This is a genomic window from Alcanivorax sp. P2S70 (assembly GCF_000475295.1).
GTDB lineage: Bacteria > Pseudomonadota > Gammaproteobacteria > Pseudomonadales > Alcanivoracaceae > Alcanivorax > Alcanivorax profundi.
In genome coordinates this window covers 145,289-169,594 of the sequence record NZ_AXBZ01000076.1, presented here as the reverse complement: position 1 = coordinate 169,594, position 24,306 = coordinate 145,289, and the positions used below count along the sequence as shown (strand labels likewise).

At 58.4% G+C, this 24,306-nt stretch carries 22 protein-coding genes; 8 read left to right on the top strand and 14 right to left on the bottom strand.

Annotation, left to right across the window (positions count from 1 at the left end; translation table 11 throughout):
• The first annotated feature begins 172 nt into the window (after window positions 1-172).
• Window positions 173-1,531, top strand: a complete 1,359-nt coding sequence (gene xseA, locus Q672_RS33585; RefSeq protein ID WP_022986945.1) for an exodeoxyribonuclease VII large subunit — start codon at window positions 173-175, stop codon at window positions 1,529-1,531.
• Here xseA and Q672_RS33580 read toward each other — a convergent pair.
• The 12 genes from Q672_RS33580 to ndk all read right to left on the bottom strand — a co-directional run bounded on the left by Q672_RS33580 (window position 1,476) and on the right by ndk (window position 15,735).
• Window positions 1,476-3,395, bottom strand: a complete 1,920-nt coding sequence (locus tag Q672_RS33580) for an ATP-binding protein (RefSeq protein ID WP_022986944.1) — start codon at window positions 3,393-3,395, stop codon at window positions 1,476-1,478. The two genes, xseA and Q672_RS33580, sit on opposite strands and share 56 nt — an antisense overlap.
• Window positions 3,392-4,276 (bottom strand): hypothetical protein, encoded by an 885-nt coding sequence (locus tag Q672_RS33575; RefSeq protein ID WP_147393911.1) that lies wholly within the window; start codon window positions 4,274-4,276, stop codon window positions 3,392-3,394. Before Q672_RS33575 ends, Q672_RS33580 begins: the two co-directional genes overlap by 4 nt.
• Window positions 4,249-6,291 (bottom strand): TonB-dependent receptor plug domain-containing protein, encoded by a 2,043-nt coding sequence (locus tag Q672_RS33570; protein ID WP_022986942.1) that lies wholly within the window; start codon window positions 6,289-6,291, stop codon window positions 4,249-4,251. The genes Q672_RS33575 and Q672_RS33570 overlap by 28 nt, the downstream gene beginning before the upstream one ends.
• Window positions 6,292-6,394: 103 nt before the next feature.
• Window positions 6,395-7,801 carry a ribosome biogenesis GTPase Der gene (gene der / locus Q672_RS33565; RefSeq protein WP_022986941.1) on the bottom strand — a complete coding sequence of 469 codons (1,407 nt, stop codon included), beginning with the start codon at window positions 7,799-7,801 and terminating at the stop codon, window positions 6,395-6,397.
• Between the two features lie 121 nt (window positions 7,802-7,922).
• Window positions 7,923-9,068: an outer membrane protein assembly factor BamB gene (gene bamB, locus Q672_RS33560; protein ID WP_022986940.1), complete on the bottom strand. Its 1,146-nt coding sequence runs from the start codon at window positions 9,066-9,068 to the stop codon at window positions 7,923-7,925.
• Complete coding sequence (locus tag Q672_RS33555) at window positions 9,069-9,704, bottom strand: YfgM family protein (RefSeq protein WP_022986939.1); 636 nt, start codon at window positions 9,702-9,704, stop codon at window positions 9,069-9,071.
• Window positions 9,705-9,918: 214 nt separating this feature from the next.
• Window positions 9,919-11,187 (bottom strand): histidine--tRNA ligase, encoded by a 1,269-nt coding sequence (gene hisS / locus Q672_RS33550; protein WP_022986938.1) that lies wholly within the window; start codon window positions 11,185-11,187, stop codon window positions 9,919-9,921.
• Window positions 11,188-11,292: 105 nt separating this feature from the next.
• Window positions 11,293-12,411 carry a flavodoxin-dependent (E)-4-hydroxy-3-methylbut-2-enyl-diphosphate synthase gene (ispG, locus tag Q672_RS33545; RefSeq protein WP_022986937.1) on the bottom strand — a complete coding sequence of 373 codons (1,119 nt, stop codon included), beginning with the start codon at window positions 12,409-12,411 and terminating at the stop codon, window positions 11,293-11,295.
• Between the two features lie 21 nt (window positions 12,412-12,432).
• Window positions 12,433-13,293, bottom strand: a complete 861-nt coding sequence (locus Q672_RS33540) for a RodZ domain-containing protein (RefSeq protein WP_022986936.1) — start codon at window positions 13,291-13,293, stop codon at window positions 12,433-12,435.
• Window positions 13,290-14,075, bottom strand: a complete 786-nt coding sequence (gene pilW / locus Q672_RS33535; RefSeq protein WP_022986935.1) for a type IV pilus biogenesis/stability protein PilW — start codon at window positions 14,073-14,075, stop codon at window positions 13,290-13,292. The genes Q672_RS33540 and pilW overlap by 4 nt, the downstream gene beginning before the upstream one ends.
• A complete protein-coding gene (gene rlmN / locus Q672_RS33530; protein ID WP_022986934.1) occupies window positions 14,075-15,217 on the bottom strand; it encodes a 23S rRNA (adenine(2503)-C(2))-methyltransferase RlmN in 1,143 nt (380 codons plus the stop codon). Before rlmN ends, pilW begins: the two co-directional genes overlap by 1 nt.
• Window positions 15,218-15,303: 86 nt before the next feature.
• Window positions 15,304-15,735: a nucleoside-diphosphate kinase gene (gene ndk / locus Q672_RS33525; RefSeq protein WP_022986933.1), complete on the bottom strand. Its 432-nt coding sequence runs from the start codon at window positions 15,733-15,735 to the stop codon at window positions 15,304-15,306.
• A 307-nt stretch (window positions 15,736-16,042) separates the two neighbouring features.
• On the opposite strand from ndk, the gene sufB reads away from it, so the two are divergent.
• The 7 genes from sufB to Q672_RS33490 all read left to right on the top strand — a co-directional run bounded on the left by sufB (window position 16,043) and on the right by Q672_RS33490 (window position 22,398).
• Window positions 16,043-17,482, top strand: coding sequence for a Fe-S cluster assembly protein SufB (gene sufB / locus Q672_RS33520; protein WP_022986932.1), 1,440 nt, complete (start codon window positions 16,043-16,045; stop codon window positions 17,480-17,482).
• Between the two features lie 144 nt (window positions 17,483-17,626).
• Window positions 17,627-18,382: a Fe-S cluster assembly ATPase SufC gene (sufC, locus tag Q672_RS33515; protein WP_022986931.1), complete on the top strand. Its 756-nt coding sequence runs from the start codon at window positions 17,627-17,629 to the stop codon at window positions 18,380-18,382.
• Window positions 18,379-19,605, top strand: coding sequence for a Fe-S cluster assembly protein SufD (sufD, locus tag Q672_RS33510; RefSeq protein WP_022986930.1), 1,227 nt, complete (start codon window positions 18,379-18,381; stop codon window positions 19,603-19,605). The genes sufC and sufD overlap by 4 nt, the downstream gene beginning before the upstream one ends.
• Window positions 19,602-20,825, top strand: coding sequence for an aminotransferase class V-fold PLP-dependent enzyme (locus tag Q672_RS33505; RefSeq protein WP_022986929.1), 1,224 nt, complete (start codon window positions 19,602-19,604; stop codon window positions 20,823-20,825). The genes sufD and Q672_RS33505 overlap by 4 nt, the downstream gene beginning before the upstream one ends.
• A gap of 124 nt (window positions 20,826-20,949) precedes the next feature.
• Window positions 20,950-21,309 carry a HesB/IscA family protein gene (locus tag Q672_RS33500; protein ID WP_022986928.1) on the top strand — a complete coding sequence of 120 codons (360 nt, stop codon included), beginning with the start codon at window positions 20,950-20,952 and terminating at the stop codon, window positions 21,307-21,309.
• Between the two features lie 3 nt (window positions 21,310-21,312).
• On the top strand, window positions 21,313-21,873 hold the full coding sequence (gene sufT, locus Q672_RS33495; protein ID WP_022986927.1) for a putative Fe-S cluster assembly protein SufT: 561 nt from the start codon (window positions 21,313-21,315) through the stop codon (window positions 21,871-21,873).
• A gap of 75 nt (window positions 21,874-21,948) precedes the next feature.
• Window positions 21,949-22,398, top strand: a complete 450-nt coding sequence (locus Q672_RS33490) for a SufE family protein (RefSeq protein ID WP_022986926.1) — start codon at window positions 21,949-21,951, stop codon at window positions 22,396-22,398.
• Window positions 22,399-22,429: 31 nt separating this feature from the next.
• On the opposite strand, the gene Q672_RS33485 is transcribed toward Q672_RS33490, so the two are convergent.
• Window positions 22,430-22,993, bottom strand: a complete 564-nt coding sequence (locus tag Q672_RS33485) for a heme NO-binding domain-containing protein (RefSeq protein ID WP_022986925.1) — start codon at window positions 22,991-22,993, stop codon at window positions 22,430-22,432.
• A gap of 156 nt (window positions 22,994-23,149) precedes the next feature.
• On the bottom strand, window positions 23,150-24,298 hold the full coding sequence (locus tag Q672_RS33480) for an IscS subfamily cysteine desulfurase (protein ID WP_022986924.1): 1,149 nt from the start codon (window positions 24,296-24,298) through the stop codon (window positions 23,150-23,152).
• Between the last annotated feature and the right edge of the window lie 8 nt (window positions 24,299-24,306).

Genomic DNA, 24,306 nt, shown 5'->3' with positions numbered 1-24,306 from the left:
TTGGGGTTCTGTCAGACGCACCCGGAGTTAAGGAGGGGACCCGGGTGCCGCCGGTCAAGGCGGCCAAACCTAGGCCACCCCCGGAAATTAAGCGGGCGATTATACGTCATTTCAGCCCTTGTACACAATCCGGACAGTAGCGGGCGGCGGCGAAAGTCGCTACTCTCCCGCGATGAGTTTTTCATCGCGCACCGACCCCCTTTCCATCAGCCAGCTGAACCTGGAAGCCCAGGGACTGCTGGAAGGCTCCTTTCCGCTGATATGGCTGCAGGGGGAATTGTCCAACTTCTCCCGGCCGGCTTCGGGTCACTGGTACTTCAGCCTCAAGGATGCCCGCGCCCAGATTAACGGGGCCATGTTTCGAAACCGTAACAGGCTGCTGGATTTCCAGCCGCAAAATGGCCAGCAAGTGCTGGTACGGGCCAAAGTCACCCTGTATGTCCCGCGCGGTAATTTCCAGATTGTGGTGGAACACATGGAGCCCGCCGGGGAAGGCGCGCTCAAGGCCCGCTTTGACGCCCTCAAGGCCCAGCTGCAGGCAGAAGGCCTGTTTGCCCAGGAGCGCAAGCAGGGCCTGCCGGACTGGCCACGACAGATTGGCGTGATCACCTCCCCGTCCGGCGCTGCCATCCGCGATATTCTTCAGGTCCTCAAGCGGCGTTGCCCTTCGATCCCGGTGGTCATCTATCCCGCCGCTGTCCAGGGAGCCGATGCCCCTGCCCAGCTGACACAGGCGCTCAACACCGCGGTCGCGCGCAATGAGTGCGACGTACTGATCATCGGCCGTGGTGGCGGCTCCCTGGAAGACCTTTGGGCGTTCAACGACGAAACCCTGACCCGGGCCGTGGCCGCTTGTCCAATTCCCATCGTCTCGGCGGTTGGCCACGAAGTGGACACCGGGCTGACGGACTTTGCTGCTGACCTGCGCGCCCCGACCCCATCCGCTGCCGCGGAGCTGGTGAGCCCGGACCTGTCTGTGGTCAGCCAGCGGTTTAACGCCCTGCAACGTCGCCTCAAATGGGTCATGGCCCAGCAATTGCGTACACCCGGCGATCGCCTGCGGCACCTGCGCCAGCGGTTGCGTTCCCCGCGCCACTCGCTGGAGCAAAGCAGTCAGCGCCTGGACGAACTCCACGCTCGCCTGCAGCGCCAGATGCAACATCGTCTGGACCTGCTTGGCAGTCGCCTGAAACCCAGCCAGCAACGACTGGCAAGACTGTCCCCTCAGCGAGTGCTGGCCGAGCGACAGCAACGGCTGGACAGCCTGAATAAACGGTTACCCGCCCCGCTGTTGCGACAGTTGCAGCAGGAGCAAGTCCGGCTGGGAGGCCTGGGAAAACGGCTGGATACTGCGAGTCCGCTGCGAACGCTGGCGCGGGGCTACAGCATTACCTTCAAAGGGGAAGAAGCCGTGCGCTCCGCCGCACAGCTGCAACCCGGCGACACCATCACCACACGTCTGACAGACGGAGAGTTCAGCGCCCGGATTGAGTACGTTCAAGGGTCAGATACGGGGTCAGCACACGACTGAGTTGCTGACGGCGGAACGGCTTGGCCAGATGGTCGTCCATGCCTGCAGAAAAGCACCTCTCGCGCTCTTCTTCCATGGCGTTGGCGGTCAAGGCAATGACCGGAATAGGCGCCCGGCCCTGCTCCCGCTCCCACTGCCTGAGCTGGCGAGTTGCCTCCATGCCGTCGAGCACCGGCATCTGCACATCCATGAGGATGCAGTCGAAATCCCGTTGCTTGACCCTGTCCAGCGCCTCTTTACCATTGAGGGCCGTAACCACCGTGACCCCCATCTGCTCAAGAATGCGGCGAGCGACCATCAGATTCACTTCGTTATCTTCGACCAGCAACACCAGGCCGCTTAGAGTGCGCGGCTCGGCTTCACCGCTGATCAATACCACTTCATTCTGCTCAGGCATGTCTTGGCGGAATAGCAACCGCAGTGACAATGTGAATGTGCTACCACCGCCATCCGGACTTTCGACAGTCAATTGCCCTCCCAGCATCTCGCTGAGCCGACGGGCGATGGCCAGCCCCAGCCCCGTCCCACCAAAACGTCTGGAGGTAGAGGAATCCAGCTGGGAAAATGCCTTGAACAATTGCGCCTGTTTTTCCTGTGGAATCCCAATACCGGTATCTTCCACTGAAAGCTTCAGATCCAGCCAGTCTGGCTCCACCAGCGCCCCTTTCACCCTTACTGTCACCCCACCTTCACTGGTGAACTTGATGGCATTGGAGATAAGGTTATTAAGCACCTGGCGCAACCGGGTCGGATCGGTACGTACCACCCGTCGCTTGATCAGATCAGCGGTCTCGAGATGCAAATAAATACCTTTTTTCTCAGCCAGATACCGAAAGGTTGAAAGACAATTTTGTAGCAGCGGCATCAATTCGAAGTACATTGGATCAAGATCCATGCGCCCCGCTTCAATACGCGAAAAATCGAGAATATCGTTGATTACGTCCAGCAAATGCCCCGTGGACTCAAGCGCGACCTGGGTGTATTCATGCTGTTCCTCACTCTGGCGAGTTTCTTCCAGTAATTGCAGCATTCCCAACACGCCATTCATGGGGGTGCGAAGTTCGTGACTCATCATCGCCAGAAAATCACTTTTCGCCTGACTGGCACTTTGTGCCTGCTGGTGAGCCGCCTTTAACTCCTCAATAGCCAGCTGCTGATCGTCTCGTGCCGTTTCCAAACTGCCGGCCAGTTGATTGATATCATCCTGCAGCTCACCAAGCTCGCCATGCAGTCGGCTGGTGCCCCGGACGTGATAATCCCCGTGACGCAGGGTTCGCAGCAACCCTGAAAGGTAGTTGATTGGAGAGGCGATCTGGCGCGCAAGATACTGGGCAATCCACAGACCGAGCAAGGTCGCTGAAAGAGCGGGGATCAGACTCGCCAACAGAATTTCTTTTTGTCGTGCCAGCAGGCGGGCATTGGACATACCAAGTACCACAGAGCCTATCCGCACAGGTTCCAGGCTATCATCCAGTGCCAACCTCAACGTGTCGGTTTCCGCCACAGGTTGTTGGTAGATGCCAGACTGGAACTCCATGATTCCCTGGGTCCGGGGCTGATCATTTCGCCCTTCGTAAAGCAGCACTTTGCCCTTTTCGTCACGAAAGACCACGTACTGAAGATCCGCTTGCTGCATTGCCAGCTGTGCCTGACGGCGCAGGTCTCCATAGTTTCCCGCCAGCACCCCATATTCAGATGAGGAAGCGATTTGCTGGGCCATAAAGCTGCCCAACGCTTGCAAGTCCCGATCTGCATCTTCGAAACGCTGCCAGGTCAGGGCGACCAGCAGCAAACCCAGCATAAACAGCGCAGGGACGACCCCCAGGATCTGTAACTGCTTACGGATACCAGCCTGCGTCTTCATGGCAGCATCTCCTGGGCATCACGCAAGGCTTCGGTGTTGCTGTACCGCATATCAAAGCTGCCAGCCACGTGTTCATTAACAATCACCGAAGGGGTATGCACAAAACCCGATCGCCGGAACCGCTTACGCTGTCGAAATGACTCCAGATGAACCAGTGCTTCCGCCACCAGATCACCCCCGCTCGCGTAAAGACTGGCCACACTTCCCGCCTGGACATAGCTTTGCTCCGGGCCAAAAACCGGACGGCGCAAACGGTAACTGGTCAACAGGATCAGTTTGGCAGCTGCTGGCCCAAAGAGATCCTCGTCCACCGGCAACAACAGAACATCCAGTTCCGGAAGTGTCTCGCGCAACAAGTCGCCCAACTCATTTTCCGGAGACACCAACATGGGGAAAAGACTTAATCTGCCGCTGTAATCCTGCAGCGCGCCTTGTGACCACGCGCTGTTGGGCCCAAGAACCACCCCAACCTTGCGAGCCAGAGGCATCATCACTTCCAGCATTGCAAGCTGGTCATCAAGTGCCACGCCCGCCCAGATCGCAGCACAATGGCACCCCTTGCGTTCGACTTTTTCTGCCAGCGCACGGCTGACAAACACACCCAGGACGGGCTTCCCCTGCTCCAGCGCACGCGAGAAAGCCTCATCGCCCAAGGCAATGAGCATGTCACTGTCTTGCTCGGAGGCGACCAGAACGAGAGGTTGTCCAGCCGCCTGAAGGGCCTGAATAAAGCCAGAGCGGAAATGCCCTTGCGCTCCTTCGACATACACCGCCAGCGGGGGCGTTTGGGCAAACAGGGACGAGGGCGCCAGCACCAGCAGTAGCGCTATCAGCCAATCACGTCCCTGCCGCATCAGATCTTCATCTCCAGCTCCAGCCACATCCTGTCTTCCTGGTACTGGTTTTCCTCGAAGACGATCGGCTCCTTGTTCAGCGCATGCTGAATCACCGCCCGCCACTCCAGCTCCGCCGGACCGGCGCGGTGGCGAAAGCGGATTTGCAAATCCGCCCGTTCGTACCGATAGTCATTATAATCATTGGCGAAATAGTAAGCTGTTGACACCCCCCACTGAGACGCCAGCTGCCACGCCCATAAAGCGCTGCCGGAATCCCTTGCCGCAATTCGGGTTTCTGTCTTCTTGTTGGTATGGGTATGAATGTGCGCCCCGGTCAGCCGGAGTAGATGGTTTACCGTGGGCCGAAAAGTCAACTGAGCCTCGGTGCCCTGATGTTTTACCCAGCCTTCATTATTGGGTTCAAACTCAAACGGGTTCAGGGCGTGACTGAGCAGGTCGGTGAGTTCTTCCTGAAAATAGCGAACGTCCAGCTCCAGAAACCGGAACTGTCCGTAGTATCCGATTTCCTCCGAGCGAATTTTCTCCGGTTTGAGGGTGCCAGGGCTGCTCTGGGTGATGAAGAAGTAGGAGGGGGACCAGCCCAAAAGGGCCTCCGGATTACTGGCAAACGGCTCGGACATATCCAGAGCCTGAATATTGGTGATTGCCTGATCTTCATAGATATCCGGTGTACGTACCGCCCGGGAATAGACATATCGCAAGGTATGGCCCGGTGCCACTCGCCAGCTGACCCCTCCTCGGGGACTGAAATGCTCACCATTGATCTGGTCTCTTTCCCAATACCCCCCAAGATTTAGCGTCAAGGGACTGAGCACATCCACAGCCAGATTGCCAAACAGCCGGTAGCTGACATTATCTTCCGTTCCCGAAAGATAGGCCTGTGAACTCACCCGGTCATGGCGGACATTGGCACCACTCACCAGGCGCATTCGATCGTTGATTTGCCAGGTATCCTGCACTTCCAGATCGTAGCGTTCTTCCTGCAGGTCCAACTCACTGTCGGCACAGAAATTCACCCCCGCGACCCCCTGCAGCGAACCATAGCGGGACAACACCGGGCCACTGGTGGGCACCGCCGCAAAAGTTGCCGCTGTATCCCCCCCGTTCTGCGAATACAGCTCACGTAATTCCTGGGAGAACAATAGTGCCCCGCCAGGCCCTTGCTGACCGGTAAACGGATCCAGATAACAGACCCCGAAATCCGTGACTTCCTTGTTGTATTGGCCGTAGGTGCTGATCTTTAACTGATGTGTGGCAGAAAACACATGCTGCCACTCCAATCCGAGAAAGGCCCGCTCACCCTTTTGAACCGGTTCCCGTGTATAGCGCCCGATATCAGCGACGCCGCTCTCCTGCTGACGCTCGAGGCGACTCTGGCTCCCCCCGACCTGCAGTGCAAAGGTATTGTGCGAATCAGACTCCCAGACCCATTCTGTATTCAGCGTTTCAATCCGCTTGCGGTCCGGACGCGTTTCCCCTTCAAAGGGTTCATCGTAGCCATCATCTGCCCGACGTGACACAGAGGCTCGCCAGGCAGTGTTGTCGCCATGCCCTACAGCAGCAGCACGGCCATCCAGGATGCCATTATTCCCTCCCCGGACAGAGACCGTATGCTTGCTGATATCCCGCGGATCACGGGTAATGATATTCACCACCGCCGTGAAGGCATTGGCGCCATAGGCCGCCGCTGCCGGGCCCCGTGTTACCTCAATGCGCTCCACGTCCCGGATATCAACCGGCATGTCATTCCAGTTAACACGGGAAAGCCCCGGCTGATACTGACTGCGTCCATCCAGCAACACCAGCATGCGCCGCGAATCCCGGGCCTGGGTACCGTGGTATGCCACTGTGGGCACATTGCCATCCACTTTGATGGCCGTCATGCCGGGCACCAGCTTCAGCACTTCATAGAGTTCACGGGCACCACTGGCCTCAATCAGGTTGCGGTCAATGACCGTCACGCTGGCCGGGGCTTCGGACTGAGGCTGGCTGACCCGCGCTGGCGTCAGCACCATGGCAGGCATGTCGGCAAGAGGCATCATAGGCTCCATGGCCCAGAGACTAACCGGCATCAACATGCCAGTTGCGACGAACAGCCCCTTCCCCCAACGTTTGATGATCAGCCCTCCACTGGCCTGCCGGTCACTTCTTCATGCGTTTTATCATGCGGCGACGTTTATGCACCTGACGCTCGGTGAGCTCATTCTTGCGCCCCTCGTAGGGGTTAGATCCAGACTTGAATTCCAGCCGGATGGGGGTACCTTCCAGTTGCAGGGCTTCACGGAAGCGGTTTTCCAGGAAGCGCTTGTAACTGTGGGGCAGCGACTCGGTCCGGTTACCGTGCAGCACAATGGTGGGCGGGTTATTGCCCCCCATGTGGGCAAAACGCAGCTTGGCCCGGAAACGACCATTGCGTGGCGGTGGGTGCCCTGCCGTAATGGACTCCATGATCCGTGTCATTTCATTGGTACCCACCTTGATAAAGGCACTATCCCAGGCTTTTTCCACCATGCCCCAGAGGTCACCCACTCCGGTGCCATGCAACGCTGAGATGAACTTGATTTTGACCCAGGGAGCAAATTCCAGCCGGCGCGCAAGCTCGACGCGCACCCGCTCCTTATGATCCGCATCAAGGCCATCCCATTTGTTCACTGCAATCATAAGCGCACGACCGCTATCGAGAACATAGCCCAAAAGGTGAAGATCCTGGTCGGTAATCCCCTCCCGGGCATCAATGACAATGACCACCACCTGCGCCGCCTCCACCGCTTGCAACGCCTTGATGACGGAAAATTTTTCCACCATCTCGTAGACCTTGCCCCGGCGGCGCACACCGGCCGTATCAATCAGCGTGTAGGGCTTGCCCATGCGCTCAAAGGGAATTTCGATCGAGTCACGGGTGGTCCCCGCGTGGTCAAACACGACGACCCGCTCTTCGCCAAGCATACGGTTGATCAGGGTGGACTTACCCACATTGGGTCGCCCCAGCACCGCAACACGGATGCTGTCATCCTGCCGGGGCCTCTCGGCTTCCTGCTCAGGATCAAGCGGCTCCAGATCCGGAAACGCCTCCATGACGGTTTCAATCATGCTGCGTACACCACGCCCATGAGCGGCAGCAATAGGCAGGACATCACTCATGCCCAAGGCATAAAAATCTGCCATGGCAGTATCGGCATCAATGCCATCCGTCTTGTTGACTACCAAATAGGTCGGTTTCGGCAGCTTGCGTAGCTCTGCAGCAATCTGCTCGTCCGCCGCCGTCAGCCCGGCCCGGCCATCCACCATAAACAGCACCAGATCCGCTTCCCCTACCGCTCGCAGGGACTGGTCTGTCATGGGGGCATCAATGCCATCCTCGTTCTCACCAATACCCCCGGTGTCTACCACGGTATAAGGGTAGTCGCCCATGCGCCCGTCACCGTACTTGCGGTCGCGGGTCAGCCCCGGGAAGTCCGCCACAAGGGCATCACGGGTACGGGTGAGTCGATTAAACAGGGTGGATTTGCCCACATTGGGCCGCCCCACCAGGGCGATGACCGGTTTCATAGGTGTCTCTGCAAGGGTATTTGGGCGCTATGGTAACGCGAAACGTGTCTGTACGCTTTACGCAAAACGCCCCGCAGGAGCAATCCAGCGGGGCGCTTTGCGAATGTTGACCGGTAAGAGCCTAACGGGGTGTCAGCTGATAGGCGGACAGTTTGCCATCGTAGCCCAGCACATAAAGGATGTCGTCATAACTGACAGGGGTGCCGGCAAAGCCATCACCGTCATGACGTTTACGCGCTACAATGCTGCCATCATCTGCGTTCAACCAGTGGATGTATCCTTCGTAATCTCCCACAGCCACCAGCCCATCCTGGAAAGCGGTACCGGTAAGACGACGGCCATACAGCCCGTCCTGCTTCCATAGCACCGTTCCACCGCGCTGATCTACCGCACGCACGACCCCTACGTCATCGGCTACAAACAGGCTACCGCTACCACTGGTACTGATGTTCAGGGCACTGGACATGTCCTTGTCCCAGTATTGGCGGCCATTATCCTGATCCATCACGCTAATGCGTCCCTGGAAGGTAACAGCAAATACGCCCCCTCCTTCCACAATCAGGTTGCTGTCCACATCGATCAGGCGATCCAACTCGGAGCGGCCGGTCGCCTCAGCAATCCGCTGCTCCCAGACCGGCGCACCAGAGGCAAGATCCAGCGCCGCGACCTTGGCGTTGGCAAAGCCGGCATACACCCTGTCATTCGCAATAGTAGGCTGCGCCAGCCCACGCAAGGTGAGCGTCGGGACCGGGGTTTCAAAATCCCAGCGCTGCTCACCGGTAGCTGCATCCAGCGCGACCACATGGCCATCCTGGGTCTGGAAAATCGTCAGACTGCCATCGCTGACAGGAATGGCCAGCACTTCGCCAGACAGCTGGGTGCGCCACAGCTCCTCACCGGTTTCGGCATCCAGTGCAACCGCCATCCCTTCTCGGGTACCGTAAAGCACCATGCCGTAGCCGGCATAGAAGCCACCGGCAATACGATCACCGGTTTTCTTACGCCACTGACGCTTGCCTTTATCCCGGCTTACCGCATAAACATCGCCAAAGACATCGCCGGCAATGACCTGCAGCGCAGTCACCGCCGGACGCAGCGAAAGCTGGCTATCTTCAACACCATCTCCTACCCCCTCACTCCACAGCCGCTTGACCTTGTAGCTGGCCTCGAAGTCAGGCAAATCGTTGGGTTCAATGGCATTGGGGTTAGAGCTGCAACCAGCCAGCACAAGGCTGGCCAGCATCAGGGGAAGAAGGAAGTATTTCATTTAGCTCTTCAGGTCATCCAGTTTCATTTGCACACGGTCTTTTTCACCACCATCCTGGAGCACAGCCAGCGCTTCCTGGTAACGCTGTATGGCCACCTCAGTTTCACCCTGGCCCTTGGCCAGATCACCCCGAAGTTCAAGTGCCATACCGTTAAAGGCCTCAGGGAAGCGCTTGTCCAGTTGAGCCTGCGCCTTGTCCCACGCTTGCTGGTGAAGATGGACACGGGCGAGGCGCAGGGAAGCCGTGTACTCAATAGCATCCGTAGCACCGTTGTCAGCAACCGCTTGCAGCAGTTCAACCGCCTGCTCGAATTCACTGGACTGCACCGAAAGCGCGGCTTTAGCCAGACGGGCATAGTCTGCGTAAGCGGTCTTCGGATAAGCGTCAATCAACGCATCAGCCTTGGTGACGATGGCTGCGCTATCCTGCTGTGGCGCGACCAGCTCCTGGAGCATTTCCTGATATTGAGCAGACGCCTCAGCGGACTGCCCTGCACTGTGGTCCTGCCACTCCCGCCAGCCAATCAAAGCGGCCACAGCCAACACGATTGTGATGATGGCCGCGGTACCATTTTGCTGCCACCAGTTCTTGAGCAGTTCCGCCTGCTCTTCTTCGTCACGGATGTAATCTACCACCCTGATCTCCTTTCGTTTTTATTGCCCGGAAGCATTCTTCCCGGCGCTTGTTTATTTCATTTCGTCTGACGTTCACATCAACGCAAGAGGCTTCAAGCAGCCGGTTTATGCGACGAGGCGGCAGAAACCCTGTTTTGCAAGCACCGCCAAGGTACCGGATTGGCGATGTAAACACCCCGACCGACCATCGCGCCCTGCTGTCCGCTGCCGTTGTCTATGCCAGAAACGATGTGACTGCGTTGGCCACATCGCCTTGAGCAACCTGTACCTGCTCACCCTGACCTCGCAACGGCTTCACCGTCACCACGCCATCAGCGAGCTCATTTTCACCAATAATCAAGGCGACCGCTGCACCGCTGCGATCCGCTTTTTTCATCTGGCTTTTGAAGCTGCCACCACCGCAGTGGAGCTGCACCCCATGGTCTGGCAAAGCATCACGCAGCGCCTCAGCCAGCATCATGGTCGGGGCGAGCACATCGCCCATCGGCATCACATAGACGCCAACCGGCGCCGACAGTTCCGGGCGGTTCTGCTCAATCAGCAGAATGAGTCGTTCTACACCCATGGCAAAACCTACCGCCGGGGTCGGTTTGCCGCCCAGCTGAGCAACCAGCCCGTCGTAACGCCCCCCCGCACACACGGTACCCTGGGCACCGAGTGCATCGGTAACCCACTCGAACACAGTCTTGCCGTAATAATCCAGGCCACGCACCAGATACGGGTTCACTTTATAAGCAATGCCGTTGGCATCGAGCAAGGATTTCAGGCTGTCAAAGTGGGCTCGGGCATCGTCATTGAGGTAATCCGCCAGCTGCGGAGCCCCTTCCAGGACCTTGCGGGTGCCAGAATCCTTGCTGTCCAGTACCCGAAGCGGGCTTCTTTCGATACGCTTGCGAGAGTCCTCGTCAATCTCAGCCACGTGTTCCTTCAGGTAGGCCACCAGGGCATCCCGGTAGCGGGCCCGGTCACCCGCATCACCCAGTGAGTTCAGCTCCAGAGTGACCTTGTCAGCAAGGCCCAGAACTTTCCACAACCGCGCGGTCATCAGGATCACTTCAACGTCGATGTCCGGCCCGTCCATCCCGAAGGTTTCCACTCCGATCTGGTGGAACTGGCGATAGCGTCCAGCCTGCGGGCGCTCGTGACGAAACATGGGGCCGGTATACCACAGCCGCTGAACCTGATTGTAAAGCAAACCATGCTCTTCGCAGGCCCGCACGCAGCTGGCAGTACCTTCCGGGCGAAGGGTCAAACTGTCACCGTTGCGATCGTCGAAGGTGTACATTTCTTTTTCGACAATATCGGTTACTTCACCGATGCTGCGCTTGAACAGGTCTGTCTGTTCCACAATAGGCATGCGAATTTCCTGGTAGCCATAACTGGCCAGCACATCTCGCACCTTGCCTTCCAGCCACTGCCACAGGGCTGTCTGCTCCGGAAGGATATCGTTCATGCCTCGTATGGAGGTGACTTTCTTACTCACAACATGTCCTTAACACTTGCTGCCAGAACCCCTTCGCAGCCATGCACTGAAGCGCACCTTTTACAATGAGAGCGATCGCGTAACCGCGAGGTCCTTCGGCGTTTGTCATTCACTACGCGCAATGATGCCTTTGGCGTCATCCTCACGCTGTTTTTTCACCTTGGCACGAACCATGCGTTCCAGCTCATCCACCAGGTCTTCTTTGCTGACATGATGGCTCTTCTTGCCATCCTCATAGGAGAGATTATTCGGTGTACCGCCGGTCAGGCCCACATCGGCTTCGCGGGCTTCGCCCGGTCCGTTCACCAGGCACCCGATCACGGCCAGATCCACAGATTCGTTGATGTCTTCCAGCCGTGCTTCCAGTTCGTTCACGGTTTTAATGACATCAAAGTTCTGTCGTGAGCAGCTGGGGCAAGCAATGATGTTTACGCCTTTCTTGCGCAGGTTCAGGCTCTTGAGAATATCGAAACCCACTCGAACCTCTTCCACCGGATCTGCCGCCAGCGAAATTCGGATGGTATCTCCGATACCTTCCATAAGCAGGGATCCCAGCGCAACAGCTGATTTAACTGTACCGGAACGGAAAGTCCCTGCTTCTGTCACCCCAAGATGCAAAGGCTGTTCAATCTGAGCAGAAAGCTTGCGATAAGCCTGCAACGTCATGAAGACGTTAGACGCCTTAACACTGACTTTGAAGTCCTGGAAATCGTGACGGTCGAGAATGTCTACATGCCTCAGAGCAGACTCCACCAGGGCATCCGACGTAGGCTCGCCATACTTGCGCTGAAGCTCTTTTTCCAGTGAGCCCGCATTCACACCAATACGGATCGGTAACCCCTTGTCCTTGGCACACTGAATCACGGCCTTGATACGGTCTTCCCGGCCAATATTACCCGGGTTGATGCGCAGGCAGTCGACCCCCTTTTCTGCCACTGCCAATGCGATTTTGTAGTCGTAGTGGATATCCGCCACCAGCGGCACATCCACTTGTGCACGAATTTTACCAAAGGCGTCGGCCGCTTCCATACTGGGCACGGATACCCTGACAATGTCCACCCCCGCATCCTGCAGCCGACGAATCTGGCCAACCGTGGCGTCCACGTCACAGGTTTCGGTATTGGTCATGCTTTGCACAGAGATGGGGGCGTCACCACCTACCGGCACCTTGCCGACAAAAATCTGCCGGGTCTTGCGGCGCTCAATTTTGACTTCGGGTTCCATGATGTTTCCTGGTCTCGCGAATCAGGGAAGAGTGATGCGGACAACCTTACCGGGTGAATCCGTCGGCAAGGTGACAGCCTCGCCATTGAGGTACATATCCGAAACGGCGCCGGCATTGCCCAGCGTCACGTTGAACGGCGCCTGGCCATCCAGCTGCAAGGTCCCACCTCCCAGCTGCTCACCCTGTCTCAGGGTGCGCCCGGACGCGTCCTTGATTTGCACCCAACAATTGGTCGAAAAGGCCAGAATCAGGCGATCGAGGCCGCTCTCGGCCAGCATGGAATCGTCTACCGCCTCGGTTTCTGCCTCGGGCTCAGGCTGTGCCCCTTCCTCGGTGTCATCAACCGGAGAAAGCGCCTCGCCAAGATCAGGATTCGTATCGCCAGCACCGGCATTGCTGCTGTCCACACCCTGCAGGCTATCGCCATCCGCATCCAGATCCAGTGACGAGGATTCCGCCGTTTCCTGCAGAGCCGTTGGCTCAGGTGGCACTACATCATCCGCACCTTCCGGCCAGGCAAGCAGGCCGGCCACAATCACCATCAACAGCAGCACAAGCCAGACCCAGGGCCGCGCCAGCAACGCCGGCTTGCGAGGCATGGATGGCAACTCCAGCGGCTTGTTGAAAGCATCTTCGTTAATCATTTGCTGGAAGGTATTGGCCACCTCATCTGCCGGCAACCCCAACAGACGAGCATAGTTTTTCAGGTAACCCTTAACAAAAGTTGCCTCTGGAAGACGCTCGTAATCATCCGCCTCCAGCGCCAGCAGATAAGTCTGCGAAAGATGCATGCGCTTGGCGGCTTCCGCCGTAGTCCAGCCCATGGCTTCGCGAGCCTTGCGGCAACGTTCACCAGGAAGCACAACCATGTCTTCGCTCATTGTTCACCCTCCGCTTTGGCTTGCTTCCAGTTCTGCCACTCACGATACTCCGGTGAGCGGCGATAGAGGTTTTCAAGCGCCAGCTCGTAGCTGGATTGCTGATCCTTGAGGCCGCGGGCACTGGCAAGCTGAATGCCCAGCCACAACGATCGGGCCGTCTGACGGTTGGTCCGCTGCAGATACTGCTTGTAGTAATCCCAGGCCAAACGGGCATTGCCTTCACTGTAATAAAGGTCAGCCAGCTCCAGATTAGGCACCACGGCACGAGGGTTCAGGCGAATCGCCTTGATGAAGGCCTGTTGCGCTTCCTCATCACGGCCCAATTCACGATAACAGCGCCCCATGTTCTCCCAGGCACTGGCTCGGCCATCGTAACCGGGATCATTGGCAGCCTTCTCGAACTTGTCGAGTGCATCCTTGAACTCACCGCGGGAAAACAACAACGTGCCGTAATTATTCAATGTCGGTGAATATTTGCGATTGGCACTGAGCGCTTTTTTATAGTGGTATTCTTCCCGCTCAGGATCCTGTTCATACTTGTACAGCAACCCCATGGCGTTATGTGCGATCGCACTGTCGTCATCAAGATCTATCGCCCGGGAGAAGTGCCGGCGCGCCTCAGCGGGGTTGCCTTGCTGAAGATACTGAAAACCCGCGGCCACCCGACTGGTCACCGCTTCGTCAATGTTGACATCCTGCTTGCCCGTTTCCACCGTTACACAACCGGTGTTCAAAAGGCCTGCCAGAAGCAGACCCGCAAAACCACGAAGATAGAGAGTCATTAGGCTTGCGCTGTATTGTTATCCGAGTTTTCGGAGCGGTGAAATATGGATTCTTTCCAGCGCTCACTGCGCCGGGTCCGGTCTTGCACCTGCCCCACCAGCTGACCACAGGCGGCATCAATATCATCGCCACGAGTCGTCCGTACCGTCGTCAACAATCCATTGTCATTCAGATACTTATGGAATTCCAGAATATCGCTCTTGCGTGAACGCTCGTACCCGGCATGCGGGAACGGGTTAAAAGGAATCAGATTCACCTTCACCGGAATACCGTTAAGCAGTTTAACCAACTGGCGGGCATGTTCCGGTTTGTCGTTCACATCCCGGAGCATCACGTATTCCATGGTAATGGTGTTGTGCTTGTGGGAAATGTTCTTGGTGTAACGCTTGCAGGCCGCCATCAGCTCCTTGAGCGGATACTTGCGATTCAGCGGTACCAGTTCGTTACGCAGCTCATCATTGGGGGCGTGCAGGCTTACCGCCAGCGCCACATCCAGATCCTGACTGAGCTGATCCATCTTCGGAATCACCCCGGAGGTAGACAGCGTAATGCGTTTCTTGCCGATGCCGTAACCAAGGTCATCCTTCATGATGCGCATGGCGGTCAGCACGCGGTCGTAATTCAGCAGCGGTTCACCCATGCCCATCATCACCACATTGGTAATGGGGTGCTCACCCAGGTTACGACGCGGGCCGAAAGAACGGGCGGCCTGCCACACCTGACCGATAATCTCGGCGCTGGTCATGTCTCGCTGAAAGCCCTGCTTGCCCGTGGAGCAGAAGCTGCAATCCACGGCACAGCCCACCTGGGACGACACGCACAGGGTGCCGCGACGACCATCGGGAATAAAAACGGTTTCCACGGCACCGCCGTTGTCCAGTGCAAACACCCACTTGCGGGTGCCATCACGGCTGATGCTTTCGTGGCTCACTTCCGGGCCGCGAATTTCGGCGACCTCGGCGAGTTTCTGGCGCAACGCCTTGCCCACATCGGTCATTTGCTCGAAGGAATCCGCCTGATGGTGGTGGATCCATTTCAGCACCTGCTGGGCACGAAACTTCTTCTCACCCATATTCAGGAAGAACTCTTCCATTTGCGGGCGATCAAGACCGAGCAGATTGACTTTCTGTTGGACAGTCATGGCATTCTCCAGTCAGGCAATTTCCAGTGCCTGTATACAAGTCTGCCACGGCCGGGGCCGTGGCAGACAGAGCTACACCGCTGAAATTAGCGGGTGCGCGGGCACAGTTCTTCGTCGGAGAAGAAGTAGGCCACTTCACGGGCGGCAGACTCGGTAGAGTCAGAGCCGTGTACCGCGTTCTCGTCAATGGTCTGAGCGAAATCAGCGCGAATGGTTCCAGCCGCAGCGTCTGCCGGGTTGGTAGCGCCCATCAGGTCACGATTCTTGGTTACAGCGTCTTCGCCTTCCAGAACCTGAACAACCACAGGGCCGCTGGTCATGAAGGACACCAGATCCTTGAAGAACGGGCGCTCCTTGTGCTCGGCGTAGAAACCGCCCGCCTGCTCGTCGCTCAGGTGTACCATTTTCATGGCAACCACTTTCAGGTCAGCCTTTTCGAAACGGGCAACGATGTCGCCGATTACGTTCTTGGCCACGGCATCAGGCTTGATGATAGAGAGGGTGCGCTCAACAGCCATCAGTCTGTTCACTCCAGATTTGCGTTAAATGGTCCTCGGAAACCCAAACGGCTCCCCGGGGCAATGACAGGGGTGATCGGCAGACTGGCAAAGCAGCCCACGCAGCAACCCCCTGGAACCGGCGGATTATACGCAAGCAGGGCGAATTATGATACCGTTGCCGCCCGTCGGACACGCACCGCCCCGCCGTCACCGGGCCACGGCCTTTCAGCCCCGCCTCCATTCGACAGCGCCCGCGAAAGGCGTATAATACCCGACTAAATTACTCTGGTATTCACTTACACTTCTGGACCGCAGGCGCTGATCTATGAGCCAAGCCGAACTGGACAAGCTGATTCGCTCCAATTACGAGGCCGGTTTCACCACCCAGGTGGACACCGAGACCCTGCCCCCGGGCCTGAGCGAGGATGTCATCCGCTTTCTGTCTGCCAAGAAAGGCGAGCCGGAATGGATGCTGGAATGGCGGCTGGACAGCTACCGCAAATGGCAGGAAATGCCCTCCCCGAGCTGGGCACACCTGAAGCACCCGCCCATCGATTTCAACGAGGTGTCCTACTACTCCAAGCCGAAAAGCCTGGATGACGCCCCGAAGAGCCTGGACGAAGTGGATCCTGAGCTGCTTGCCACTTATGAAAAACTTGGCATTCCTCTGCATGAGCAGGAAATGCTGGCCGGGGTTGCTGTGGACGTGGTATTCGATTCCTCCTCGGTATTCACCACCTTCAAAGAGAAGCTGGCCGAGGCCGGGGTGATCTTTTGCTCCATTTCCGAAGCTATCAAGGAACACCCGGAGCTGGTGAAGAAGTATTTGGGCTCTGTGGTTCCCCAGGGCGACAATTTCTATGCTGCCCTGAACAGTGCGGTGTTCTCCGACGGCTCCTTTGTGTACATCCCCAAAGGCGTACGCTGCCCCATGGAGCTGTCTACCTACTTCCGCATCAACGAAGCCAACACCGGCCAGTTCGAACGTACGCTGATCATTGCCGACGAAGGCAGCTATGTGAGCTACCTGGAAGGCTGCACCGCCCCCCAGCGAGACGAAAACCAGCTGCACGCAGCCGTAGTGGAACTGGTTGCCCTGCCCGGTGCCGAGATCAAATACTCCACTGTGCAGAACTGGTACCCCGGCGATGAAAATGGCAAGGGCGGCATCTACAACTTCGTGACCAAGCGCGGTGTGGCCCACGACAACAGCAAGATCAGCTGGACCCAGGTGGAAACCGGCTCTGCCATCACCTGGAAGTACCCTTCCGTTATCCTGCGTGGCGACAACAGCATCGGCGAGTTCTACTCCGTGGCCCTGACCCGCCACATGCAGCAGGCGGACACCGGCACCAAAATGATCCACCTGGGCAAGAACACCAAGAGCACCATCATCTCCAAGGGCATCTCTGCCTCGCGCAGCCAGAACGCCTACCGGGGCCTGGTGCGCATCAGCCCCCGTGCAGACAACGCCCGCAACTTCACCCAGTGCGATTCCTTGCTGCTGGGCGATCAGTGTGGCGCACACACCTTCCCCTATATCGAGTCGAAAAACCCCACGGCCACCATCGAACACGAGGCCACCACCTCCAAGGTGAGTGATGACCAGATGTTCCTGTGTCGCCAACGCGGTATCGACCCGGAAAAAGCAGTCTCCATGATCGTGAATGGCTTCTGCAAGGAAGTCTTCAAGGAACTGCCCATGGAGTTTGCGGTAGAAGCCGGCAAGCTGCTTGAAGTCAGCCTGGAAGGCGCAGTGGGCTAAGCCCCGACACTAATACGCCGTAGGAGCTTGCCTGTAAGCGAAACTGCATTGGCCAAGGCCAAATCGTCTGCAGGCAAGCTCCCACAGAACCCTGAATCAACCCGGAGCCGGGAAACCCGGCCCAACCGAAAGGCGCATCGAAACATGCTGGAAATTCGTGATCTGCACGCCTCCGTGGCGGACAAGCCGATTCTTAAAGGCCTGAACCTGACCGTTAATCCGGGCGAGGTCCACGCCATCATGGGCCCCAATGGCTCCGGCAAGTCTACCCTCGCCAATGTGCTGTCAGGCCGTGACAATTACGAGATCACCGGTGGCGAAGCCCTGTTCGAAGGCAACAGCCTGGCGGAGATGGAGCCGGAAGAACGCGCCCAGGCCGGTCTGTTCCTGGCCTTCCAATACCCGGTCGAGATCCCCGGGGTCTCCAATATGGAATTCCTCAAGGCCGCCCTGGAATCCGTGCGTGGCGCCCAGGGCAAGGAAGAGTGGGACTCCGTGACCCTGCTTCGCCAGGCTCGTGCCGCTTGCAAACAGGTCAACCTGGACGCCAGCTTCCTCAAGCGAGGGGTTAACGAAGGCTTTTCCGGCGGCGAAAAGAAACGCAACGAAATCATGCAGATGATGCTGATGGAGCCCAAGCTGGCGCTGCTTGACGAGACCGACTCCGGCCTCGACATCGACGCGCTGCAGGTGGTCGCCAAAGGCGTCAACTCCCTGCGCAGCCCGGAACGCGGCATCGTGCTGGTTACCCACTATCAGCGCCTGCTGGACTACATCGTCCCGGACTTCGTACACGTGCTGTACAACGGCCAGATCATCAAGTCCGGTGGCAAGGAACTGGCCCTGGAACTGGAACAGAAAGGCTATGGCTGGCTCACCGGAGAAGAGGAGTCCGCATGACCGTCTCCGCCAATGAACTGGCGCTGGAACTGAAAACCCAGGCGCTGGCAAACGCCCGTCGCAACGGCAGCGAAGGTGTGGTGCTGGATGCCCTCGAAGGCGCCAGCTTCCCGCAGCGCAAATCCGAACGCTGGAAATACACCTCGCTGCAAGCACTGGCCGATGGCCACCTTAATGGCGTCGCCGCTGGCGACATTGCCCAGCCGCTACCGGCGCTGAGTGAGTGCGTGGTCTCCATTACCAATGGCGCCCTGACCGGCAGCACCCTGCCCGACGGTGTCAGCCTGCATCACGAAAGCCCCGAGGTGAACGGCCTGGAAACCCCGTTTGCCCTGTACAACAGTGCAGTGGCACGCGCCGTGGTCCTGGAAGTCGCCGCCAACACCCGCGTTGCGCAGCCCATCCATGTGCAGATCCAGTCCGCCAGCGATGCGCCGGCACACTGCAACCCCCGCGTGATCGTCAAGCTCAACACCGGTGCCGAAGCCACCGTTATCGAGCACTACCACGCCGAGGGTCAGGCACTGACCAATGCCGTGACCGCCCTGATCACGGCTGACAATGCCAAACTGACCCATTACCGCCTTCAGGGTGAGCATGCTTCCACCCTGCACATCGGCACCCTGGTCATTGATCAGCAGGGCGTCAGCACCGTGGACAGCTATCAGCTGATGACCGGTAACCGTCTGCGCCGCAACGACGTGCACGCACTGGTGAACAAGAGTGGTGCCGAGCTGAACATGAAGGGCATCTTCGTGGTCCGCAACAAGGGCCACGTGGACAACCAGATGTGCGTGGAACACGCCGTGCCCAACTGCGAGTCCGACCAGAACTTCAAAGGTCTGGCAGGTGAAAGCGGCAAGGCCGTATTCAACGGTCGCATCCATATTCATCCGGGTGCCAGCGGCACCAACGCCGAACTGTCCAACAAGAACCTGCTACTCAACGCCGGGGCGGAAATTAACACCAAGCCGGAGCTGGAAATCTACAACGACGATGTGAAATGTGCCCACGGCACCACCGTCGGCCAGCTCGATGCCATGCAGCAGTTCTACCTGCAATCCCGGGGCATCGCCGCTGCCGAAGCCAAGCGCATGCTGAGCCTGGGTTTCGTCAACGAACTGTTGATGGCCCTGCCCCACGAAAAAGTGGCCGAGTGGGCCACCCCGTGGCTGGAAGCCGAGCTGACCCAGGCCAGCCCGGCGGGAGCTGATGCCGCGTGACCGCCAAGGCACTGGATATCCACGCCCTGCGCGCCCAGTTCCCGATTCTGGACCAGCAGGTCAACGGCAAACCGCTGGTCTATCTGGACAATGGCGCCACCACCCAGAAGCCGGTGGCGGTGCTCGACGCCCTGCAGAACTACTATCGCGGGGTGAACTCCAATGTGCACCGGGGCGCCCATTACCTGAGTGACGAGGCCACCGGCCAGTTCGAAGGTGCGCGCCAGACCGTGGCGAATTTCCTTAACGCCAGTCGCGAAGAGATCCTCTGGACCAAAGGCACCACCGAGTCCATCAACATCGTTGCCCAGTGTGTGGCCCGCGAGCAGCTACAGCCCGGTGACGAAGTGCTGATCAGCACCAGCGAACACCACGCCAACATTGTGCCCTGGCAGCAGGCCTGCCTGGCCACAGGCGCCACCCTCAAGGTGATCCCGCTACACGACGACTGCAGCCTGGATCTGGACGCCTTTGATTCACTGCTCAGCGACAAGACCAAAATCGTGGCCATCGGCCATGCCAGCAATGCACTGGGCACGCTGAACCCGGTGAAACACATGGTAGCCAAGGCAAAAGCCGCAGGCGCCATCACCCTGGTAGATGGCGCCCAGGCAGTGGCCCACTTCCCGGTCGATGTGCAAGATCTGGGGGCCGATTTCTACGCCTTCTCCGGTCACAAGCTGTTTGGCCCCACCGGCATTGGCGTGCTGTACGGCCGCCGCGAGCTGCTGGACGCCATGCCGCCCTACCAGACCGGCGGCGAGATGATCGAAGTGGTCACCTTCGAGAAAAGCACCTGGAATCAGCTACCCTACAAATTCGAGGCCGGCACCCCGAATATTGCTGGCGCTATCGGGCTGGGCGCAGCGATCAACTGGCTCAACGGCCAGGACCGTGCCGCACTGGAAGCCCACGAAAACGCTTTGCTGGCCTACGCCACCGAGCAGGCAAACGCCTTTGATGGCTTGAAAATCATTGGTACCGCCGCCAGTAAAGTGAGTGTGCTGTCGTTCCTGCTGGACGGTGGTCACCCGGCTGATGTGGGCATGCTGCTGGACAAACAAGGCGTCGCCGTCCGTACCGGGCACCACTGCACCATGCCGCTGATGGACAGCCTCGGGATTCCCGGCACTGTTCGAGCCTCGTTCTCGATCTATAATACGCTTGATGAGGTGGACCGCCTGTTTGCGGCGCTTGAGAAGGTGAAAACCTTTCTCTAACCCTGGCACCCACCTTCACTGTAGGAGCGTCGCTGGCGGCGCGATCAGCAAGCGCAGTTTATCGCGCCGCCAGCGACGCTCCTACGGAAGCTCAACCATGCATTACGCAAGGTAGGTAACACCCATGACGGTTCAGACCTTTACCCCCGGTCAGATCACGCTCCACCTGACCGACGCTGCCAACAAACAGGCGCTGCGTGAAATCGCCCGCGCCAATGCCGCCGGCATCCGTCTGGATCTGGATGAGTCCGGCTGCTCCGGTTTCATGTATGTGCTGGACTTCGTTGAAGACGCCAAAGACGGCGACACACTCTTCCAGATTGACGGGGTCAACCTGTACGTGCCGGAAAAGTGGCTGCCCATGCTCAATGGCCTCGTCATCGACTACGTCACCGAGGGCGTCAACAGCCTGTTCAAGTTTCGCAATCCCAATGCCACCGGCGAATGTGGCTGCGGCGAAAGCTTTACTGTCGACGAGGTCTGACCCTTGTTTGAAACAAACAAGTCACAGGAACAACGCACGGTCATCGTTCAACGTGATGTCCCGGCCCGCAAAGTCCCGGATGGCACCCGCATTACCATCCCCAAAAACAGCTTCGTCAACCTGCGCCAGGCGTTGGGCGGCACCTATACCGTGACCATCAACGGCAACATGGCCCGCATTGATGGCACCGATGCCGATGCTATCGGCCAGGAACCGCTGGAGCTGAATTTTGCGCCCGCCAACGAAGACGGCAGCGTGCGTCAGGACGACCTGGACAATACCCTGCAAACCATCTTCGACCCGGAGATTCCGGTCAGCATCAAGGAACTGGGGCTGGTCTACGGCTGCGATGTGATCCAGCGGGATGGCCAGAACGTGGTACAAATCCGCATGACCCTCACCGCACCCAACTGTGGTATGGGCCCCGTACTGGTCGGGGACGTGGAAGACCGTCTTGGCAAGGTCCCCAATGTGGACAAGGTGGAAGTGGCCCTGGTATTTGATCCCCCCTGGAGCCGCGACATGATCAGCGAAGAAGCCCAACTGGAACTGGGCATTTTTTGAAGAAAGCCTGGCGCCCCCTTCTCATTCTTGCGCCAGACGCCGGACTAACGGCGTCAGACCACGGAGCTCAACAACGTGTCTTTTGATATCCGCAGCATCACCCTCGGCAGTGATATCACCGCTGACGACATTGCCGAAGATCTGGAATTTCTTGACGACTGGGAAGAGCGTTACCGCTATATCATTGACCTGGGCAAGCAACTTCCCGGCCTGCCCGACGAACTAAAAACTGAAGACCGTTTTGTGCGCGGCTGCCAAAGCCAGGTGTGGCTGGAAACCGACTACGACAGCGACGCCGGCAAGCTGTATCTGGCGGTCGATTCCGATGCGCTGATCGTGAAAGGCCTGGCCGCCATTGTGCTCTCGGCGCTCAACCGTCAAGCCCCCAAGGCCATTCAGCAATACGACATGGACGGCTTCTTCGACCGCATCGACCTGCTTAGTCATCTCAGCCCCACCCGTGGCAACGGCCTGCGCGCCATGGTGGCCAAGATCCGTCATCAGGCCGAGCAACTTGACGGCTAAATCCTCTCCGGGGTGGATTGAACGTTAACGTTTATACCGCCTGGCGGGCGCTGGAGTGCGCCTCGCTGAACTGGAACACGAAGCGTACTTCCTCCCCGTCCCCAGGTTCACAGGCCAGCAATGCGGCTTCCTCCTCAAACCAGGCCGCCACGCCCTTCACCGCCCCGGGCACCATCGCCCCCATATTGCGCTGCGAGGCATAACGAATTTCCACCAGATCGCTACCACAGCGATTGACCACAATGGCCGGCGCACTGGCGGAAGGGTCTTTCATGTGCACGATACGTTCGTGGGTTTGCTGAAGATTGAGCAGAAAATCGATGGCATTGGCGCCGGCAGGAATGGCCGCCTGATACATTTGCATCATGGGGGCGATAACCCATTCCCCGAAGTCTGCCAACAGATCATCACGGCGCAGCCCGGTTGCCCTTTCCGCTGCCGCCAACAACGCCTCCATTTCACCATCGGGGTACAGCGCAACAGGAAGATAGGTTTTCCCTTTTAGCCCTGCGTCGTTGATCACCTCTCCCCAGGTCCCTTCCCCGAGAAACTCGTCCAGGTAACGCTTGAAATTGGATACGATAGCCCCGTGCATGACAGCCACCCTGTTTGCCGGTTAATACCTATATCCAGCAAAACGCATACCCAAATGGCTACCATTCGGCCCGACAATCACACCGCCCAGCCTGGAAAAGAGACCCCCGTCACGCAGGGGTGACAATCAGGGTCACATTGTGTGATGGCAGGTCGCTTACGCCACCTGCCGCAGGCGCCCCACTGCCTCCAGCACATTGGCCACGGCCCGCTGGATATCCTCTTCTGTGGTAAAACGCCCGACTGAAAAGCGGATGGAACCATGGGCCAAGGCATCCGCAATGCCCATCGCCTTGAGAACATAGGAAGGCTCCAGAGATGCCGAGGTACACGCCGAGCCAGAAGACACCGCCACCTGATTCAGGGCGGTCATCAACATTTCGCCATCCACACCCGCAAAGGCCACATTCAGATGGCCAGGCAGACGCGGCGCTCCGGCACCGTTGATGCTGAGGCCCGGCAATCCAGCAATACCCTCCCACAGCTGGTCACGCAATGCAGCAATGCGTGGCCCCTCTTCCGTCATCAAACGGCCAGCCAACGCAAACGCCTCGCCCATACCCACAATCTGATGAGTCGCCAGGGTGCCAGAACGCATGCCGCGCTCATGGCCACCACCGTGGATCTGGGCCATCACCCTAACGTCAGGAGAGCGGCGCACATAGAGGGCGCCAATACCCTTGGGACCATAAATCTTGTGCGCACACACAGACACCAGATCCACCGGCAATGCGCGGACATCCAAGGGCAACTTGCCAACAGTTTGGGCGGCATCGGTATGGAACAACACCCCCTTCTCCCGGCACAGCGCGCCTATTGCCGCGACATCGTTGATCACCCCGGTCTCGTTGTTGGCATGCATCACCGACACCAGCACCGTGTCTTCGCGCATCGCCTCACGCACCGCATCGACCGACACCTGGCCGTCGCTGGACGGCTTGAGGTAGCTCACCGGGTGCCCCTGCTGCTCCAGCCACCGGCAGGCGTCGAGAACCGCCTTGTGTTCGGTAGCAGAGGTAATCACATGGCCACCACCACGGGCATCGATCACCCCCTTGATGGCCAGGTTATTGGCCTCAGTGGCACCACTGGTCCACACCACCTCACGGGGGTCGGCATTAAGAAGATCGGCGACCTGGCGGCGGGCGTTTTCCACAGCCTCTTCTGCCAGCCAACCGTACAGGTGACTTCGAGACGCGGGATTGGCAAAAGTCCCCTCGGGACCAAGATGGCGGACCATCACGTCAACCACCGCCGGATCGACCGGGGTGGTTGCCGCGTAGTCCAGATAAACGGCTTGGCTCATGGCTGACT

Excerpts from the sequence above, each read along its gene's own strand:
- xseA (WP_022986945.1), top strand. The coding sequence starts at position 173 with ATGAGTTTTTCATCGCGCACCGACCCCCTTTCCATCAGCCAGCTGAAC.
- Q672_RS33580 (WP_022986944.1), bottom strand. The coding sequence starts at position 3,395 with ATGAAGACGCAGGCTGGTATCCGTAAGCAGTTACAGATCCTGGGGGTC.
- Q672_RS33570 (WP_022986942.1), bottom strand. The coding sequence starts at position 6,291 with ATGCCTCTTGCCGACATGCCTGCCATGGTGCTGACGCCAGCGCGGGTC.
- der (WP_022986941.1), bottom strand. The coding sequence starts at position 7,801 with ATGAAACCGGTCATCGCCCTGGTGGGGCGGCCCAATGTGGGCAAATCC.
- bamB (WP_022986940.1), bottom strand. The coding sequence starts at position 9,068 with ATGAAATACTTCCTTCTTCCCCTGATGCTGGCCAGCCTTGTGCTGGCT.
- ispG (WP_022986937.1), bottom strand. The coding sequence starts at position 12,411 with ATGGAACCCGAAGTCAAAATTGAGCGCCGCAAGACCCGGCAGATTTTT.
- Q672_RS33540 (WP_022986936.1), bottom strand. The coding sequence starts at position 13,293 with ATGAGCGAAGACATGGTTGTGCTTCCTGGTGAACGTTGCCGCAAGGCT.
- pilW (WP_022986935.1), bottom strand. The coding sequence starts at position 14,075 with ATGACTCTCTATCTTCGTGGTTTTGCGGGTCTGCTTCTGGCAGGCCTT.
- rlmN (WP_022986934.1), bottom strand. The coding sequence starts at position 15,217 with ATGACTGTCCAACAGAAAGTCAATCTGCTCGGTCTTGATCGCCCGCAA.
- ndk (WP_022986933.1), bottom strand. The coding sequence starts at position 15,735 with ATGGCTGTTGAGCGCACCCTCTCTATCATCAAGCCTGATGCCGTGGCC.
- sufB (WP_022986932.1), top strand. The coding sequence starts at position 16,043 with ATGAGCCAAGCCGAACTGGACAAGCTGATTCGCTCCAATTACGAGGCC.
- sufC (WP_022986931.1), top strand. The coding sequence starts at position 17,627 with ATGCTGGAAATTCGTGATCTGCACGCCTCCGTGGCGGACAAGCCGATT.
- sufD (WP_022986930.1), top strand. The coding sequence starts at position 18,379 with ATGACCGTCTCCGCCAATGAACTGGCGCTGGAACTGAAAACCCAGGCG.
- Q672_RS33500 (WP_022986928.1), top strand. The coding sequence starts at position 20,950 with ATGACGGTTCAGACCTTTACCCCCGGTCAGATCACGCTCCACCTGACC.
- Q672_RS33485 (WP_022986925.1), bottom strand. The coding sequence starts at position 22,993 with ATGCACGGGGCTATCGTATCCAATTTCAAGCGTTACCTGGACGAGTTT.
- Q672_RS33480 (WP_022986924.1), bottom strand. The coding sequence starts at position 24,298 with ATGAGCCAAGCCGTTTATCTGGACTACGCGGCAACCACCCCGGTCGAT.